Genomic DNA, 15,061 nt, shown 5'->3' with positions numbered 1-15,061 from the left:
CGAGCAGGCTCGCTCCCACAATTGGAATGCGTTTTTCTGTGGGAGCGAGCCTGCTCGCGAAAGCGGTCTAAACAGCCGCACGATTCGGATTGACCCGCACCACCCCCGCCCGCAACTCGATCTCTTGTTTCAATTCCTGCCGCAGCCCGAGCAAAAACGCCAGTTCCGCGACGACAAACAATGGCCCGACAATCAGCCCGCTGATGTCATCGACAAACGCCGGTTTGCGCCCTTCATAGTGATGCCCGACAAACTGGATCGCCCAGCCGATCACGAACATCGCCAGGCCGCTGCTCAGCCAGACCAGGGTGCTTTGCTGCGCCAGTGCATGTCCGACCCACACCGACAGGCCCATCAGCAGCGTCATCAACACGCCGAGCTGTAACTCCAGACGCAGGTAGAACCACGCCGACGCCAGCGCCACGACAACGGCGGGAGATACCCACAACCCGCCCAGCGACCACTCCGGGCGAGACAGCAGAACCGCGACCGCCACCACGATCAGCGGTATGCCGATAAAGTGGCTGACGATGTTGCGCGGGTCGCGGTGGTAGGCGGCGTATTGACTGAGGTGGTCGACGAGGCTTTTCATTGTTGTTCCTCCAGTGGGGTTGAATGCATCATCCCTCGGGATCGGCGCTCGCTCTGTCGGGCAGGCGACACTCCAGGAGTGGTTATGCAAATTCGTGCACGGTTGCTCAACGGCCAGTGGTTCAGTCATCTGCCGCTGTCCTTTCAGGATAGTCTGCTGGCGTTGGCCCGAGAGCGGCGGCTGACCGCGGGGCAGCGGCTGTTCCAGCGCGGCGATGCGCCGTGCGGTCTGTACGCGGTGCTCGATGGCGCGGTGCGCATCGGCGCAGTCAGCGAGCAGGGCAAGGAGGCGTTGTTGAGTCTGGTGGAGGCGCCGCACTGGTTCGGCGAAATCTGTCTGTTTGACGGTCAGCCACGCACCCATGATGCCTATGCCGTCGGGGCATGCACCTTGCTGAATATTCCGCAGGCGGCGCTGCTCAAACTGCTCGACGACCAGCCGCAGTATTGGCGGCATCTGGCGCTGCTGATGAGCCACAAATTGCGCCTGGCCTTCATCAATCTTGAACAACTGAGCCTGCTGCCGGCCCCGGCGCGCTTGGCTCATCGCTTGTTGATGATCGCCGAAGGCTACGGCGAACTCGACGCACCACGCCGGACGCTGCAACTGCCGCAGGAGCAGTTGGCAGCGATGCTGTCGCTGTCGCGGCAGACTACCAATCAGATCCTCAAGGACTTGCAGGGGCAGGGAATTATTGGTCTGGCTTACGGCGAGATCGAAATCCTCGATAGCGCGCGATTGCGGGCCTTGGCCACGATTTGAGATTTCACACCGAACCATTGTAGGAGTGAGCCTGCTCGCGATAGCGGTATGTCAGTCACACATGAATCAACTGACAGATTGCTATCGCGAGCAGGCTCACTCCTACAGGGGATCTACGTTTGGATTACGAACCGCGATAGGTCGAGAAGCCGTACGGGCTCAGCAGCAGCGGGATGTGGTAGTGCTGATCGGTCTGCTTGACCTGGAAGATCACCGGAATTTCCGGGAAGAACGTCTCGTGCTTGATCTTCTGGTAGTACTCGCCGGTCTTGAACACCACGCGGTATTCACCGGCCTCGAATGGCTGTTTGGCCGGGAACAGTTCGGCGATCCGCCCTTGCTCGTTGGTGGCGCCTTGGGCCAGTGGCTGCCAGTTTTCGCCGACGTGTTTTTCCAGGGTGACGTTGATGCCTGGTGATGGCAGGCCGTTTTCCAGGTTGAGCACGTGCACGCTCAGCGGGTTGCCGGCGGCCAGCGCCAGGCTGGAAACAGCGCTCAGGCCGAGGGCGGCGAGGGTCATGCGCAGGGTGGTCATGGTGGATCTCCTTAGTGGGAACGGGTGATGGTCAGGCCGGCTTTGTCGGCGGCGGCGAGGGCGCAGTTTTCGTCTTGCTCACCGCCGCCGGAACCGGCCACGCCGATGGCGCCGACCAGTTCGCTGCCGGCGAACAGCGGAATGCCGCCGCCGAGCAAGAGCAATTCGTCGAGGGTGTTGAGGTTGGCGGTTTCCGCGTTGCTGCGGGCGCGCTCGGCGAAGAGCCGCGTAGGGGTCTTGGTCGACAGCGCGGTGTAGGCCTTGCGCTGACTGGCGGCGGTGTTATGCGGGCCGACGCCGTCACCACGCAGCGTCACCAACAGGTTGCCGCCACGGTCGAGCACCGACACCGTGCCGGTGCAGCTGCTCATCGCCTTGTCGGCCAGCCAGCGTGCGGTTTTCAGATCGAGGTCGGCGTGGCGCGGCAGTTCCGGTGTGGCGCTCGCGGCGCCGCTGAGGCCGAGGATCAGGCTGGCGACAAGGTATTTGACGGTCATGGGCAGGCTCCGAATGGGGATGTCTGCACCTTAACCGGCGCACTTCGTCAGAACCCCGTCAGGCGGATTACAAGTTTGTAATGGGCAACGACGCCGAACACGCCTAGCCTGTGTGCCTGAACAATCGAGGTGTGCCATGCGTTTGCTGGTCGTAGAAGATGAAGCCAAAACCGCCAATTTCCTCGCCAAGGGCCTTGGCGAGTCGGGTTTTGCCGTGGATGTGGCGCTCAATGGTCTCGACGGCCGCTATTTTATCGAGCAGCAGGCATATGACCTGATCATCCTCGACGTGATGCTGCCCGGTCTCAACGGCTGGCAATTGCTGCAACTGATCCGCCAGCGCGGCGCCACACCGGTGCTGTTTCTCACCGCCAAGGACGCCATCGAAGACCGCGTCCGTGGGCTGGAGCTGGGTGCCGATGATTACCTGCTCAAACCCTTCGCCTTCGCCGAATTGCTCGCGCGGGTGCGCACGCTGCTGCGACGCGGGCCGATGCGCGAAGCCGAGTCGTACAACATCGCTGATCTGGAGATCGACGTGTTGCGCCGCCGGGTCAGTCGCGGCGGCCAACGCATTGCCCTGACCAACAAAGAGTTTGCCTTGCTGCAGTTGCTCGCCAGCCGCCAGGGCGAAGTGCTGTCGCGCACGCTGATCGCTTCGCAGGTGTGGAACCTGAATTTCGACAGCGACACCAACATGGTCGAAGTCGCAGTCCGACGCTTGCGCGCCAAGGTCGACGACCCGTACATGCCGAAACTTATCCACACCGTGCGCGGCGTCGGTTATCAGCTGGAAGCGCCGGACGATGTGGAGTAAGTCGATCGCCTGGCGTCTGGCGCTGGCCTTCGCCGTGGTCTGCGCGCTGGTACTCAGCGCAATCGGCGTTTTTCTCTACCGCTCGCTGGCCTCGGAGCTGGCCTTTCGTGACGACATGGCCTTGCTTGGCCGCCTGGAACAAGTGCGCGCCTTGCTCGCCGACAGCGACAGTCTTGACGCTTTGCAGGCACGGCCGCGGCTGTACCAGAACATGCTCGGCAATCTCGACAGCCTGCTGCTGGTGCGCCGCGCCGACGGCTCCAGCGTGATCGCGATCAACCCGCGTCAGCGCGAATTGCCAGCGCTCAATGCATTAGCGCGAGAACAACTGCCGCAACGCCGCGACGTGCTCACCTGGCAGGCCAGCGACGGTGCCGAACTGGCATTGCTGTCCGGTCAGGCCCAAGGCCCCAACGGTGAAACCCTGACGGTGATCGCCGGCAAAGTGCTCAGCGAGCGCGAGCAGATGCTCGGCAGTTATCGCCTGCGCCTGTATCTGGCTGTCGGCCTCGGCGCATTGCTCGCCTTTGCGCTGGGCCTGTTGTTGCTGCGTCGGGGGCTGCAACCGTTGCATCAGTTGAGCGAAGCGGTGCGCAACATCGATCTGCGCAGCCTCGATCGACGCCTGCCGACCGAGGGCACGCCGACCGAATTGCGCGAGCCGGTGCACGCGCTCAACGCCATGCTGGCGCGGCTGGACGACAGTGTGCAGCGTCTGTCGCAGTTCTCTGCCGACCTCGCCCACGAAATCCGCACGCCGTTGCACACCTTGCTGGCCAGCAACGGCCAGGCCCTGAACCATCCGCGCAGCACGGCGGAATATCAGGACGTGCTGGCCTCGAACATGGAAGAGTTCGAACGGCTCAAGCGCATGGCCGAGAACCTGATGTTTCTCGCCCGCGCCGAACAGGCCGAACGCGCGCTCAACCTGCAAACACTGGACTTGCGCAGCGTCGGCGACGAGCTCTGCGATTACTTCGAAGCCCTGGCCGATGACCGCGACCTCCAACTGCAAAACCGCATGCACGGCGAATTGCCCGCCGACCAGCAACTGCTGCAACGCGCCCTCGGCAACCTGTTGGCCAACGCCGTGCGTCACGCCGACCCCGGCACCCTGATCAGCCTTCGCCGCCGGGATGAACGGGGTATGTGCTGGCTGCAAGTGCACAACCACGGCCCGATCATCCCGCCTGAGCATCTGGGCAAACTGTTCGACCGCTTTTATCGCGTCGGCCCTTCGCGAGCCGAACCGGGCGATTCGGGCGGGTTGGGGCTGGCGATAGTGCAGTCGATCATGCAGTTGCATGGCGGGCAGGTGCGGGTGAGTAGTGATGTGGCGGGGGCGGGGGTTGAGTTGGGGTTTGAGGGGCGGTGTTAAGACGTTAGCGATGGCTGACCATCTACGCTAAGCTCATTTAATTGCATTGTTTATGATGCAATTAAATTTTTTTGGTGGATTTGCATTGTAAACAATGCATTTGAGGCGGTGATGGAAAAAATTGGCGAGTTGATCAGAAGCTTGCGTAAGGCTGAAAAGCTGTCCCAGCAAGCTTTGGCGCAGCAATACGGCATGAGCCGCGCAACAATCTCGGGGATTGAAAACAACACAATCTCGGAAATCGGTCTGCGTAAAGTCGAAGCCATTCTTAACGGATTCGGCTACGAATTGGCCGCAATCCCCCGCGCCTCTCGACGGCCGACACTCGACACGCTGCGCAAGGTGAACTTCCATGGCTGAGGCATTGGACCGCTTGCAGGTCTGCGTCGGCGGCCATGAGGTTGGAAGATTGGGGCGCGGGCACGCAGATGTCGACAGCGTGTTCAGCTATCGGGACGATGCGATTGATGAAAATGCCGTTTCGCTGACCATGCCGACACGCCTGGAAAGTTATGGTTGTGAACGCGGCATTCATCCGATATTCGAGATGAATCTTCCTGAAGGTGCGTTGCGCGATGAGTTGGTCCGGCGTTTCAGCAAAGCCGTGCGCGGCTTCGATGACTTCGCTTTACTAAGTATCGTCGGCCCGCATCAACTCGGGCGTCTTTCGATCGCGAGCGCATCGACAACTGATCGTCCACCTGAAACCTCGCTCGCTGAGTTGTTGGTTCATGACGGTGCGCAAGGTTTGTTCGAGGATCTTTTGCAGACTTACGGGCAGTATTCCGGGGTTTCAGGCGTGCAGCCCAAAGTATTGGTGCGTGACAGTGCCGCTGCAATAGACCGACTGACGCACCGAGGCTCGACTCATCTGGTCAAAGCCTTCCGTGCCGAAGAGTATCCCGAGCTGGCAACCAACGAATATTTCTGCCTGCGCGCTGCGCAACTTTGTGGCCTCGACGTGCCGCATTTCGAACTCAGCGAGCATGGCAAATTTCTCGTCCTCGAGCGTTTTGACTTGAGCGACACCGGATACCTCGGTTTCGAAGACTTTTGCGCGCTCAACGGCTGGCCGTCGAAGGCCAAATACGATGGCTCTTACGAAGGAGTCGCACGGCAGATCAAGGCGTTTGTTTCGCCCTCATTACTCAAGCACGCACTGGAAGCTTTCTTCAAGATTGTCGCTTTATCGGCGGCATTGAAAAACGGCGATGCCCACCTGAAAAACTTTGGTGTGCTCTATGAGGATTGTGGCGAGCGCGCATTGGTCAGGCTGGCTCCGGCGTACGACATCATCACCACGTCGGTGTACATCAAGAGCGATAGTATGGCACTGCTGTTGGGCGGTTCGAAGGCGTGGCCCAAGCATAAAATGCTTACCAGGTTTGGTCGTACGGCCTGCAATCTAAGTGAAGCGCGTTGCAACCAGTTACTGCAAATGGTCGCGCAGGGTGTACAGCAAGCGCTGGGCGAAATGGCGGAGTACAGCGCAAATCATCCTGCCTTCGCAGAGGTGGGCGCTGCAATGATCGAACAATGGTCGGCCGGTCTGGCGCGCAGCCTGCGCAACAGTTGAAACTCAGCGCAACTGATCCCGAAACTGCCCCGGGGTCATCCCCGTCCAGCGCTTGAACGCGCGGCTGAAGCTGCTGGTGTCGGCGAAGCCCAGCAGATAGCTGACTTCACTCAACGAACACTGTGGATCGCGCAGGTGCAGCAGCGCGAGGTTTTCACGGCTTTCGTTGAGCAGGGTGTCGAAGCGACACCCTTCGTCGGCAAGATGCCGTTGCAGGCTGCGCAGGCTCAGGTGCAAGGCCTGGGCGATGCGTTCGGCGCTCGGTTCGCCTTCGGGCAATTGTTCTTCAATGGCATCGCGCACTTTGCGTTCCCAGGTCAGCGGTTTGAGCTGGGCGAGGGTGCGTTTGAGTACGGCTTCGTTGTGTTCGGCCAGTTCCGGGTTGGCGTCATCGAGGTGGCTGTCGAAGTCGCTGAGGGCGAACTCCAGGCGGTCTTCGGCGGCGGAAAAATACACTGGCGCGCGGAGGACTTTGTGCCATTGCTGGGCGTCGTGCGGTTCCGGGCGGCGCAAATACACCGCCAGCGGTGCATAGTCACGGCCGAGACGATTGCGGCAGGTGCGCACGTAGATCGCCGCGAAGGCGTCGATGGCTTCGAAGGCCGGAGCCGGGTTGCCTGAGGGGATTTTCAGGCGGAATTGATAGCGGTCTTCGCGGCGGCTCAGTTCCAGCTCCAGCGCATCGCTGACCACCGGGTGATAACGCACGATGCGCTCGAACACCTCGCGCAAACTGCCGCTGGCCACCAGTGCATAACCGAGCGCGTGGAACGTGGTCGGGCTGACGAAGCGCGACACGCGCAAGCCCAGCGCCGGATCGCCGCTAGCCTCAACCGCGAGTGCCCACAAACGCGTGGTGCCGGACAGCGGATAACGCGCGTTAGGGTCGTCCATCAGCGTCGGGTCGAGCCCGGCCTGCTGGCACAGGGCGAGGCTGTCCAGGCCCAGCGCGTCGAGTTGCTTGCGCAGGGCACGGGTCCAGCTGGCGAGGGAGGTCGGTTCCTTCATGCTGATTGGCGCGTCCGGTCAACAGGTTGGCGTTCTTGGCTAGCGCGGTTCAAGCCCCGGCGAGGCACGATGCACACATCTTAGACCGGAGGATGGAAGCATGGACGGTACTTCTGCAAGCCCTGAACGACTGAATGCGGCGCAGCGCTCGGCGCGTATTCGCCAGGTGGTGCTGGCCAAAGGTGTGGAGTTGCGTGAGCGCTACCCGATTCTCCAGCATCAGGATGCTCTGGGCGTGGGGATTCTGGCGTTCGCGCTGGCCGGGATGATTGGATCAGCGGCGCTGTACATCACCGGCCATATGGCCTGGTGGGTGTGCCTGCTGCTCAACGGGTTTTTCGCCTCGTTGACCCATGAGCTTGAGCACGACCTGATCCACAGCATGTATTTCCGCAAACAGCGCGTGCCGCACAACCTGATGATGGGTCTGGTCTGGCTGGCGCGGCCGAGCACGATCAACCCGTGGATCCGCCGTCATCTGCACCTCAACCACCACAAGGTGTCCGGCACCGAAGCCGACATGGAAGAGCGTGCGATCACCAACGGTGAGCCTTGGGGATTTGCGCGGCTGTTGATGGTGGGCGACAACCTCATGTCGGCGTTCATCCGCCTGCTGCGGGCCAAAACCTGGGCGCACAAGCTGAGCATCGGCAAACGCGTGCTCAAGGTCTACGCACCGCTGGCGCTGCTGCACTGGGGCGCGTGGTATGTGTTTCTCGGCTTTCATGCGGCGAACGGCATCGCCTATTGGCTGGGCTCGCCAATCGAGTGGTCGGCCACCACGCTTTCGGTAATGCAGGTGATCGATATTGCCGCCGTGGTGATCATCGGCCCGAACGTGCTGCGCACTTTTTGCCTGCATTTCATCAGCTCGAACATGCATTACTACGGTGACGTCGAACCGGGCAATGTGCTGCAGCAATGTCAGGTGCTGAACCCGTGGTGGCTGTGGCCGTTGCAGGCGTTTTGCTTCAACTTCGGCAGCAGTCACGGGATTCATCATTTCGTGGTAAAGGAGCCGTTTTACATTCGCCAGATGACGGTGCCGGTGGCGCATAAGGTAATGCGCGAGATGGGCGTGCGCTTCAATGATTTCGGCACGTTTGGCCGGGCGAACCGGTTTGTGCGCAGGGACGAAGAGGTGGTGTCCGGGGAAGTGGTGGAGGCCTGACAGATGCCCTCACCCTAACCCTCTCCCGGGGGGAGAGGGGACTGATCGAGGTGTTTAGGCTTGATACATCGACCTGAAATTCCGTGCCGAACTCGGGTTTGAAAAGCATGAAGATCTGCTCCCTTTCCCCCTCTCCCTCTGGGAGAGGGCTGGGGTGAGGGGCTCTTGATCTTGCTTCAATCCGGCTGAAACGGCGAAGCACTGAGGATCACTCCGGTCTCCTCGACATACCGCTGCCAATGCCCGATCAGGTCAGTGAGTTTCTGCGGCTGACTCAATGCCAGGTCATGAATCTCCCCCGGATCGCTCGCCAGATCATAGAGCTGCCAGGTCGCCGGCCCCACCGGCCCGGGGATCCACACCGCTTTCCACGACCCTTGGCGAATTGCCCGGCGTCCGAACAATTCCCAACCCGTCACGGTGTGTTCGTCATGCACCTGCGTGGTCTCGCCGGACAAAAAGCCCAGCCACGATTTACCGCGCAGTGGCGCCACGGCTTTGCCTTTCCACTGTTTGCCCGGATGCCGCACGCCAGCCAGATCGAGGATGGTCGGGGTGATGTCCATCACCGTGCCGAAACCATGGCTGATCTGCCCTTTGAGCGGCAGTTGCGGATAGTACAGCAGCGCCGGCACGCGGATCCCGCCCTCGGTGGTAAACGCTTTGAACAACCGCGACGGCGCGGTCGCCACCTGTGCCCAGTTCGGCCCGTACCAGACGTAGGAATTGGCCCGGCCGATGTTGTCGAGGCTGTTGTCGTAATGCTGGTTCAGGTAGGTCATCAACTCCGGACCGAACTTGGGGAACGCTTCCAGCAGCGCGCCTTCTGCACCGTTATCGGACATGAACAGGATGAAGGTGTTATCGAGTTGGCCCTGCTGGCGCAAATAATCGACCACACGGCCGATGTTCCAGTCCATGCGCTCGACCATCGCCGCGTAGACCTCCATGGCACGTGCGGAAATCTGCTTTTGCTCGTCGCTCAAGGCGTCCCACTGTGCGCTGAGTTGAATCAGCGGATGCGGCTCGACGTCAGCCTCGATCAGGCCCAGCGCCTTGAGTTTTTCCAGGCGTTCGAGGCGCAGCACTTCCGGGCCGGCATCATAGCGGCCACGGTATTTCTCAACGATCTCGGCGGGCGCCTGCAGCGGCCAGTGCGGTGCGGAGAACGGCAGATAGGCGAAAAACGGCCGGGTCTGATCGCGTTCCTTGAGGTACTGCAGCAACTTGTCGCCGAAGGCGTCGGAGGAATAGAAATCATTCGGCAACTCGTCCAGAAACTGATCGTCTTCGATGTACAGCGCCGGGGTGGATTTCAGCAGCCCGGGCGTTTGCTCATCGTAGGTCGGCTCGAACCCATAGTGATTGGCGGCGCCCGGCAACAGCGAAAATGATCGCTCGAAGCCGCGCGCATGGGGCGCCAGTTCGGCCTTCAGACCCAGATGCCATTTGCCGCTCATCAAGGTCTGATACCCGGCCTCGCGCAGCAGCTCGGGCAAGGCGACGACGCGGTCATTGAGGTAGCCCTCGTAGCCGGGTTTGCCGATCAGTTCCGGAGTCAACGCTTCGGCCATGGTGCCGATGCCGGCGATGTGGTGATCGGTGCCGGTCAGCAGCATCGAACGCGTCGGCGAGCAGGTCGGCGCAGTGTGAAAATCAGTCAGGCGCAGGCCGTTGTCGGCCAGTGCATCGAGGTTCGGCGTAGCGATTTCGCCGCCGAACGCACCGATATCGGAAAAGCCCAGATCGTCGGCCAGAATCACCAGAAAGTTGGGACGTTGCGGCATCGCGAAACTCCTGTTCAGCAGGCAATGAACGTCAGCGGCAGATCGCGGATCTGCACCGGTGCGCTCGGTTGGTAGTGGTCATCACTGGTCAATTCGTGCAGCAGTTCTTCGCGCAACTGATGGAAGTCGTAACCGCTGCGCTGGCGCGGGTGCGGCAAGGCGATGTCGACCACTTGCTTGATCCGCCCCGGACGCGGCTCCATCACCACCACGCGGTCGGCAAGAAAAATCGCTTCCTCGACATCGTGGGTCACCAGAATCGTGGTGATCCTTGCCCGTTCGCGGATCGCCAACAGCTCGTCCTGCATTTGCTGACGGGTCAGCGCATCGAGGGCACCGAATGGTTCGTCGAGCAGCAGGATGCGTGGGCTGGCGACGAGGCCGCGGGCAATCGCCACGCGCTGGGCCATGCCCCCAGAAAGCTGATGCGGATAGGCCTCGGTGAAATCGCTGAGGCCGACCAGCTCGATGAAATCCTTGATGCGCTGTTGTTTCTGCGCCCCGCTCAGCGGTTCGTTGACCAGGCCCAGGCCGATGTTGTCGGCGACCGTCAGCCATGGGAACAGGCGATGTTCCTGAAAGACGATGCCGCGCTCGCCGCCGATGCCGCTGACAGCTTTGCCGTCGACGCTGATCTGGCCGCGAAACTCGGTGTCGAGGCCGACCAGTAAACGCAGCAGGGTGGATTTGCCACAGCCGCTGGAACCGACAATGGCGACAAATTCGCCCTCGGCGATGTCCAGGTTGAATTCACGGATCGCCTCCAGTTCGAAACCGTTGACGGCGAAGGATTTGCCTACGTGGTTGAAGCTGACAATCGGTGCGTTCATGCGTGTCTCCAGCGGGTCGCGCGAATTTCCAGGCGTTGGCCGATCAGGTTGAGCAGGGCGCCAGTAAGGCCGACCAGCAGCATGCCGGCCATGATCAGGTCCATGCGCAGCAGCTGTTGCGCGCCGATCATCTGGCTGCCGATGCCGCCATTAGACGGCATGAAATATTCGGCGCCGATGGTGCCCAGCCAGGCGTAGATCAGGCTCAGTCGCAGCCCGGCGAAAATCCCCGGCGCAGCGCCTGGCAGCACCAGTCGGCGCAGCCGCTGGCCGAGGTTCAGGCGCAGCACTTGCGCGGCTTCGTTGAGTTGCGGCGACAGGTTGGCGACGCTGCGCTGGGTGGCGATGAACAGCGGGAAAAACGCGGCGAGGGCGACGAACACCCACTTGGCCAGTTCGCCGAGGCCGAACCATGCAGTGAGCAGTGGCACCCAGGCGAAAATCGCGATCTGCCGCAGTGCGGCGAATGTCGGGCCGAGCAGGCGTTCACTGAGACGCGACAGGCCGAGCAGCAAGCCCAGGGCGAAACCGAGTCCGCCACCGATCAGCAAACCGCCGAGGGTGCGGCTCAGGCTCAGCGCCATGCCGTTGACCAGCGTGCCGTCGAGCAGTCCGTCGCATGCCGTGCTCAGCACAGCCGCAGGGCTGACGAGAATGCTCGCGTCGACCCACTGTTGATCATTGGCCAGTTGCCACAGCGCCAGCAACCCCAGCGGCAGCAGCCACGGTTGCAGGCGTTGCCAGCCTTGATAGCGTGGGCCGCGAGTGATGTGTGCGGTGGCCGGGTGTGGCCAGTGCACCAGTTTGCGGTCGAGCAGACCGATGCCGCGATCCATGGCCACGCCGATCAGACCGATGATCACGATGCACACGAACACGATGTCGAGCATGAACAGCTGCCGCGCCCAGACCATCAGATAGCCGATGCCTTCACTGGAGGCCAGCAGCTCGACGGCCAGCAACGAGGTCCAGCCGGCGGCGAGTGCCAGGCGCACACCGGCCATGAATGCCGGCAGCGCCGCTGGGAGCACCAGACGCCGAATCAGCAGAAGTGGCGGCAAGCGCAACACGGCGGCGGCTTCGCGCAGTTTCGGTTGCGCATCGCGCACGCCGACCAGCGTGTGCAGGGTAACCGGCACGACGATGGCTTTGATCAGCACCACCAGTTTCAGCACTTCGCCGATGCCGAAAAACACCATGAACAGCGGAATCCATGCCAGCGTCGGCACCTGTGCAAGTCCGGCGAAAGTCGGGAAGATCAGTCGCCCCAGGCGTCGGCTGAAACCCAGTGCGGCGCCGAGCACCGCGCCGGCCGAAACGCCTGCCAGCAAACCCCAGAACAACCGTTGCAGGCTGATCCACAAATGGCTCCACAACTCGCCTTGCGCCAGTTCCACGGCACTGCTCCACACCAGCGATGGTGCCGGCAGGATCTGCTCGCTCATCCACTGGTTGCGCGCGGCCAGCCACCACAGGACGAACACGCTGACGGGCAACAGCCAGGGCAGCAGACGTTGATGCAGACTGGGCCAGGAACGGCGGCTTTTCAGTGGCGGCGCGGCCAGCGGCAGGCTGAGCAGGGATTGACGGGCCATGGGTGACCTCCGTTGTCGGGTTGCATCAAGAGCGGGTCAAGACCAGAAGATCGCAGCCTTCGGCAGCTCCTGCATGGATCGCATTCCCCTGTAGGAGCTGCCGAAGGCTGCGATCTTTAGCGGTATTAGCCACACTAAAATAGTTATAAGCCAACGAGAAAAATATCAATTTGGAGATAAGCGAAGCCATTTAAGGCTTACAGCCCGTACGCATCCAATGCATTCGAAGAATATTTTCGATGCTGTTGATGCATATCGCGCTGCAAGCCGCATTCGCTCTCGCTTAGCTCATATAGATATAAAAATGTGCATTTATAGTATTTAAGTGAAGGTGTGCATTCAGCCTACTTTCGGCTCCTCAGCGATCAAGGAGCCGCATCCATGAACCTTCCGTTCAAACGTCTCATCAGTCTGTTGGCCGCCCCGGCGCTTGCAGGCTTTCTCACGCTCAGCGCCCAGGCCGAGGAGCTCAGGGAAATCCGCATCGCCGTGCCCGATCTCAGTGCCGGTACGCAGCACAGCGGTGGCGGCGTAGTCGATGTGCTGCGTGATCAACAGATCTTCGAAAAGGCTTTCGCCGAGCAGGGCATCAAGATCCAGTGGAGTTTCTTCAAGGGCGCCGGGCCGGTGATCAATGAGGCGTTTGCCAACGGTCAGGTCGATCTGGCCTATCTCGGCGATCTCGCCGCGATCATCGGCAAGTCCAATGGTCTGGACACGCGCCTGCTCAGCGCCACGGCGCGTGGGGTCAAGCAATACCTCGGCGTGGTGCCCGGCTCGGGGATCAAGACCCTGCAGGATCTCAAGGGCAAGCGCGTGGCGATCTTCCGCGGTACGGCGACGCAGCTGTCGTTCGATGCGGCGCTGGCCAGTCAGGGGCTGAGCGAGAAGGACGTGAAGGTCATCAATCTGGATTTCAACGCCGCGGTCTCGGCACTCGCGGCCAGGCAGATCGATGCATCGTGGGGCAGCTCCGCCCTGAGTGCCTTGCAAGCCAAAGGCCTGGCGGAATTGCCGCTGAACACCAAGGACCTTGGCGGCGCTGGCAGCGTTCAGGCGGTCCTGCTCGGCAACGGCAAGTTTGTCGACGCACATCCTGAAGTCATCGCGAAACTGCTCAAGGCGCAGCAGCAGGCGGTCGAGTGGCTGACTCAGGACAGCAACAAGGACGCCTATGTGCAACTGGTATCGGGGCTGGCGAGTTATCCGCCGGTGATCCTTACTCAGGATCTGAAAGATCAGAATCTGAGCGAAATTTTCCCATCGACCCTGGATCCGGTGTTTCTCAGTGGCCTGCAGGACAAGGTCGACCTGGCGGCGCAGCAGAGGCTGATCCGCAAGCCGTTCAAGGTCAGTGATTGGGTGGCGCCTGAGCTCTCAGCCGCCAAGCTTTAGATCTCCAGCGTCTTCGCTGAACTCTTCGCGAGCAGGCTCGCTCCCACATTTGGATATGTGCATAGTTCCAGTGTGGGAGCGAGCCTGCTCGCGAAGGGGTTTCAGACAGCGACGCTGACATCCTGCCGATCCACCGCCACCAGCGTCTCGATCATCGCCCTGGCCGCTGGCGACAGCCGAAACCCGGTACGGCTGACGATGCCGCAGCGCGCGTTCATGCTCTCCAGGTTCTGCGGCAGGTTGCGCCAGTGCAGCAGTACCAGCGCCCCCTTGGCGACATCTTCGACAAACGCCTCCTCCGTGCCGACACCGATTGCATTGGATTGCAGCACCACTTTCACCAGCGCCGGGAAATGTTCGGTCTCGATGGTCGGTGAGAAATCGATGCGTCCGCTGAGGTTCGCCAGCAGCTTGCGAATGCCCGGTGGAATCAGCGTGGCGGCCAGCGGGTAGTCGAACATGTCGTTGGTCGACAGACTTTCCTTGGCCAACAACGGATGTCCCGGGCGGCAGAAAAATACGCCGCGCTTGGGTGTCAGCGGTTGGGTCTGGAAATTCGGATCGGACTCGAAATGGCGAATGTCGGCGATGAAGAATTCGATCTCTTCGCGGCTCAGCGCACGGCTGAGCTTTTCCCAGTTATCCACCTGAAAACAGGTGCGCACTTTCGGGTGCGCATTGATGAATTGCGCCACCGCGTCCGGCACCAGTTTAACCGCCGGCGCCGGGCCGCAGCCGAAGTGCACTTCGCCGGCGTCGAGCTTGGTCATCTGCGTCACTTCAGCGCTGAGCAATGCCGCCCCCTGCACCAGGCTCAGGGCGTGTTGCAGCACTACCTGGCCCTCCGGAGTCGGACGCAGATCCTTGTTGCCGCGATCCACCAGCACGCAGCCGAACTCTTGCTCCAGCCCCTGAATGCTGCGGCTGAACGCCGGTTGAGTGATGCCCATGGCGTCTGCCGCGCGGACAAAACTGCGGTGTTCGTTGAGGGCGATGAAGTAGCGCAACTGGCGAAGATCCATATGCTTTTCCGGCATCCTAAAAATAGCTCGAAGGCATTTGCGACGAGGGTTGCTTGAGGTTTTAAATGCAAGCTCTTATTCCGTCAACGAAGCATG

15 protein-coding genes are annotated in these 15,061 nt (G+C 61.2%); 7 read left to right on the top strand and 8 right to left on the bottom strand.

Annotated features, from left to right (window positions below; genetic code table 11):
• Nucleotides 1–67: 67 nt before the first annotated feature.
• Nucleotides 68–592 (bottom strand): Mpo1 family 2-hydroxy fatty acid dioxygenase, encoded by a 525-nt coding sequence (locus tag AEQ63_RS02325; protein WP_064361635.1) that lies wholly within the window; start codon nt 590–592, stop codon nt 68–70.
• A gap of 84 nt (nt 593–676) precedes the next feature.
• On the opposite strand from AEQ63_RS02325, the gene AEQ63_RS02320 reads away from it, so the two are divergent.
• On the top strand, nt 677–1,354 hold the full coding sequence (locus AEQ63_RS02320) for a Crp/Fnr family transcriptional regulator (protein WP_064361634.1): 678 nt from the start codon (nt 677–679) through the stop codon (nt 1,352–1,354).
• 124 nt (nt 1,355–1,478) lie between these two features.
• Here the strand turns inward: AEQ63_RS02320 and uraH are convergent, their stop codons facing one another.
• Nucleotides 1,479–1,889 (bottom strand): hydroxyisourate hydrolase, encoded by a 411-nt coding sequence (uraH, locus tag AEQ63_RS02315; protein ID WP_064361633.1) that lies wholly within the window; start codon nt 1,887–1,889, stop codon nt 1,479–1,481.
• 11 nt (nt 1,890–1,900) lie between these two features.
• Nucleotides 1,901–2,386 carry a GlcG/HbpS family heme-binding protein gene (locus AEQ63_RS02310; RefSeq protein WP_064361632.1) on the bottom strand — a complete coding sequence of 162 codons (486 nt, stop codon included), beginning with the start codon at nt 2,384–2,386 and terminating at the stop codon, nt 1,901–1,903.
• A gap of 136 nt (nt 2,387–2,522) precedes the next feature.
• On the opposite strand from AEQ63_RS02310, the gene AEQ63_RS02305 reads away from it, so the two are divergent.
• The 4 genes from AEQ63_RS02305 to AEQ63_RS02290 all read left to right on the top strand — a co-directional run bounded on the left by AEQ63_RS02305 (nt 2,523) and on the right by AEQ63_RS02290 (nt 6,157).
• Nucleotides 2,523–3,203 (top strand): heavy metal response regulator transcription factor, encoded by a 681-nt coding sequence (locus AEQ63_RS02305; RefSeq protein WP_064361631.1) that lies wholly within the window; start codon nt 2,523–2,525, stop codon nt 3,201–3,203.
• The gene (locus tag AEQ63_RS02300) at nt 3,193–4,581 is read left to right on the top strand and encodes a heavy metal sensor histidine kinase (RefSeq protein ID WP_064361630.1); all 1,389 of its coding nucleotides are present in this window, start codon (nt 3,193–3,195) and stop codon (nt 4,579–4,581) included. Before AEQ63_RS02305 ends, AEQ63_RS02300 begins: the two co-directional genes overlap by 11 nt.
• A gap of 111 nt (nt 4,582–4,692) precedes the next feature.
• Complete coding sequence (locus AEQ63_RS02295; protein ID WP_064361629.1) at nt 4,693–4,941, top strand: helix-turn-helix domain-containing protein; 249 nt, start codon at nt 4,693–4,695, stop codon at nt 4,939–4,941.
• Nucleotides 4,934–6,157, top strand: a complete 1,224-nt coding sequence (locus AEQ63_RS02290; RefSeq protein WP_064361628.1) for a type II toxin-antitoxin system HipA family toxin — start codon at nt 4,934–4,936, stop codon at nt 6,155–6,157. Before AEQ63_RS02295 ends, AEQ63_RS02290 begins: the two co-directional genes overlap by 8 nt.
• Nucleotides 6,158–6,160: 3 nt before the next feature.
• On the opposite strand, the gene AEQ63_RS02285 is transcribed toward AEQ63_RS02290, so the two are convergent.
• Nucleotides 6,161–7,165, bottom strand: coding sequence for an AraC family transcriptional regulator (locus AEQ63_RS02285; RefSeq protein ID WP_042610181.1), 1,005 nt, complete (start codon nt 7,163–7,165; stop codon nt 6,161–6,163).
• A 100-nt stretch (nt 7,166–7,265) separates the two neighbouring features.
• Here AEQ63_RS02285 and AEQ63_RS02280 point away from each other — a divergent pair, with 100 nt between their 5' ends.
• Nucleotides 7,266–8,336, top strand: coding sequence for a fatty acid desaturase (locus AEQ63_RS02280; RefSeq protein WP_064361627.1), 1,071 nt, complete (start codon nt 7,266–7,268; stop codon nt 8,334–8,336).
• A 176-nt stretch (nt 8,337–8,512) separates the two neighbouring features.
• Here AEQ63_RS02280 and AEQ63_RS02275 read toward each other — a convergent pair whose 3' ends face one another.
• Genes AEQ63_RS02275 through AEQ63_RS02265 form a run of 3 tightly spaced genes read right to left on the bottom strand, consistent with a single transcriptional unit; the run spans nt 8,513 to nt 12,548 of the window.
• The gene (locus AEQ63_RS02275; RefSeq protein ID WP_064361626.1) at nt 8,513–10,123 is read right to left on the bottom strand and encodes an arylsulfatase; all 1,611 of its coding nucleotides are present in this window, start codon (nt 10,121–10,123) and stop codon (nt 8,513–8,515) included.
• 14 nt (nt 10,124–10,137) lie between these two features.
• On the bottom strand, nt 10,138–10,953 hold the full coding sequence (locus AEQ63_RS02270) for an ABC transporter ATP-binding protein (protein ID WP_064361625.1): 816 nt from the start codon (nt 10,951–10,953) through the stop codon (nt 10,138–10,140).
• Nucleotides 10,950–12,548: an ABC transporter permease gene (locus AEQ63_RS02265; protein WP_064361624.1), complete on the bottom strand. Its 1,599-nt coding sequence runs from the start codon at nt 12,546–12,548 to the stop codon at nt 10,950–10,952. The genes AEQ63_RS02270 and AEQ63_RS02265 overlap by 4 nt, the downstream gene beginning before the upstream one ends.
• A gap of 381 nt (nt 12,549–12,929) precedes the next feature.
• Here AEQ63_RS02265 and AEQ63_RS02260 point away from each other — a divergent pair, with 381 nt between their 5' ends.
• Complete coding sequence (locus tag AEQ63_RS02260) at nt 12,930–13,943, top strand: ABC transporter substrate-binding protein (protein WP_064361623.1); 1,014 nt, start codon at nt 12,930–12,932, stop codon at nt 13,941–13,943.
• Nucleotides 13,944–14,044: 101 nt separating this feature from the next.
• Here AEQ63_RS02260 and AEQ63_RS02255 read toward each other — a convergent pair whose 3' ends face one another.
• A complete protein-coding gene (locus AEQ63_RS02255; protein ID WP_064361622.1) occupies nt 14,045–14,965 on the bottom strand; it encodes a LysR family transcriptional regulator in 921 nt (306 codons plus the stop codon).
• Between the last annotated feature and the right edge of the window lie 96 nt (nt 14,966–15,061).

This window comes from Pseudomonas sp. RIT-PI-o (assembly GCF_001297215.1).
In the GTDB taxonomy this organism is placed as follows: Bacteria; Pseudomonadota; Gammaproteobacteria; order Pseudomonadales; family Pseudomonadaceae; genus Aquipseudomonas; species Aquipseudomonas moraviensis_A.
Note: the sequence above shows the minus strand (reverse complement) of the source record. Positions and strands in the feature narration are given on the sequence as shown.

Excerpts from the sequence above, each read along its gene's own strand:
- AEQ63_RS02260 (WP_064361623.1), top strand. The coding sequence starts at position 12,930 with ATGAACCTTCCGTTCAAACGTCTCATCAGTCTGTTGGCCGCCCCGGCG.
- AEQ63_RS02265 (WP_064361624.1), bottom strand. The coding sequence starts at position 12,548 with ATGGCCCGTCAATCCCTGCTCAGCCTGCCGCTGGCCGCGCCGCCACTG.
- AEQ63_RS02310 (WP_064361632.1), bottom strand. The coding sequence starts at position 2,386 with ATGACCGTCAAATACCTTGTCGCCAGCCTGATCCTCGGCCTCAGCGGC.
- AEQ63_RS02280 (WP_064361627.1), top strand. The coding sequence starts at position 7,266 with ATGGACGGTACTTCTGCAAGCCCTGAACGACTGAATGCGGCGCAGCGC.
- AEQ63_RS02285 (WP_042610181.1), bottom strand. The coding sequence starts at position 7,165 with ATGAAGGAACCGACCTCCCTCGCCAGCTGGACCCGTGCCCTGCGCAAG.
- AEQ63_RS02290 (WP_064361628.1), top strand. The coding sequence starts at position 4,934 with ATGGCTGAGGCATTGGACCGCTTGCAGGTCTGCGTCGGCGGCCATGAG.
- AEQ63_RS02295 (WP_064361629.1), top strand. The coding sequence starts at position 4,693 with ATGGAAAAAATTGGCGAGTTGATCAGAAGCTTGCGTAAGGCTGAAAAG.
- AEQ63_RS02255 (WP_064361622.1), bottom strand. The coding sequence starts at position 14,965 with ATGGATCTTCGCCAGTTGCGCTACTTCATCGCCCTCAACGAACACCGC.
- AEQ63_RS02305 (WP_064361631.1), top strand. The coding sequence starts at position 2,523 with ATGCGTTTGCTGGTCGTAGAAGATGAAGCCAAAACCGCCAATTTCCTC.
- AEQ63_RS02320 (WP_064361634.1), top strand. The coding sequence starts at position 677 with ATGCAAATTCGTGCACGGTTGCTCAACGGCCAGTGGTTCAGTCATCTG.
- AEQ63_RS02300 (WP_064361630.1), top strand. The coding sequence starts at position 3,193 with ATGTGGAGTAAGTCGATCGCCTGGCGTCTGGCGCTGGCCTTCGCCGTG.
- AEQ63_RS02325 (WP_064361635.1), bottom strand. The coding sequence starts at position 592 with ATGAAAAGCCTCGTCGACCACCTCAGTCAATACGCCGCCTACCACCGC.
- AEQ63_RS02270 (WP_064361625.1), bottom strand. The coding sequence starts at position 10,953 with ATGAACGCACCGATTGTCAGCTTCAACCACGTAGGCAAATCCTTCGCC.
- uraH (WP_064361633.1), bottom strand. The coding sequence starts at position 1,889 with ATGACCACCCTGCGCATGACCCTCGCCGCCCTCGGCCTGAGCGCTGTT.
- AEQ63_RS02275 (WP_064361626.1), bottom strand. The coding sequence starts at position 10,123 with ATGCCGCAACGTCCCAACTTTCTGGTGATTCTGGCCGACGATCTGGGC.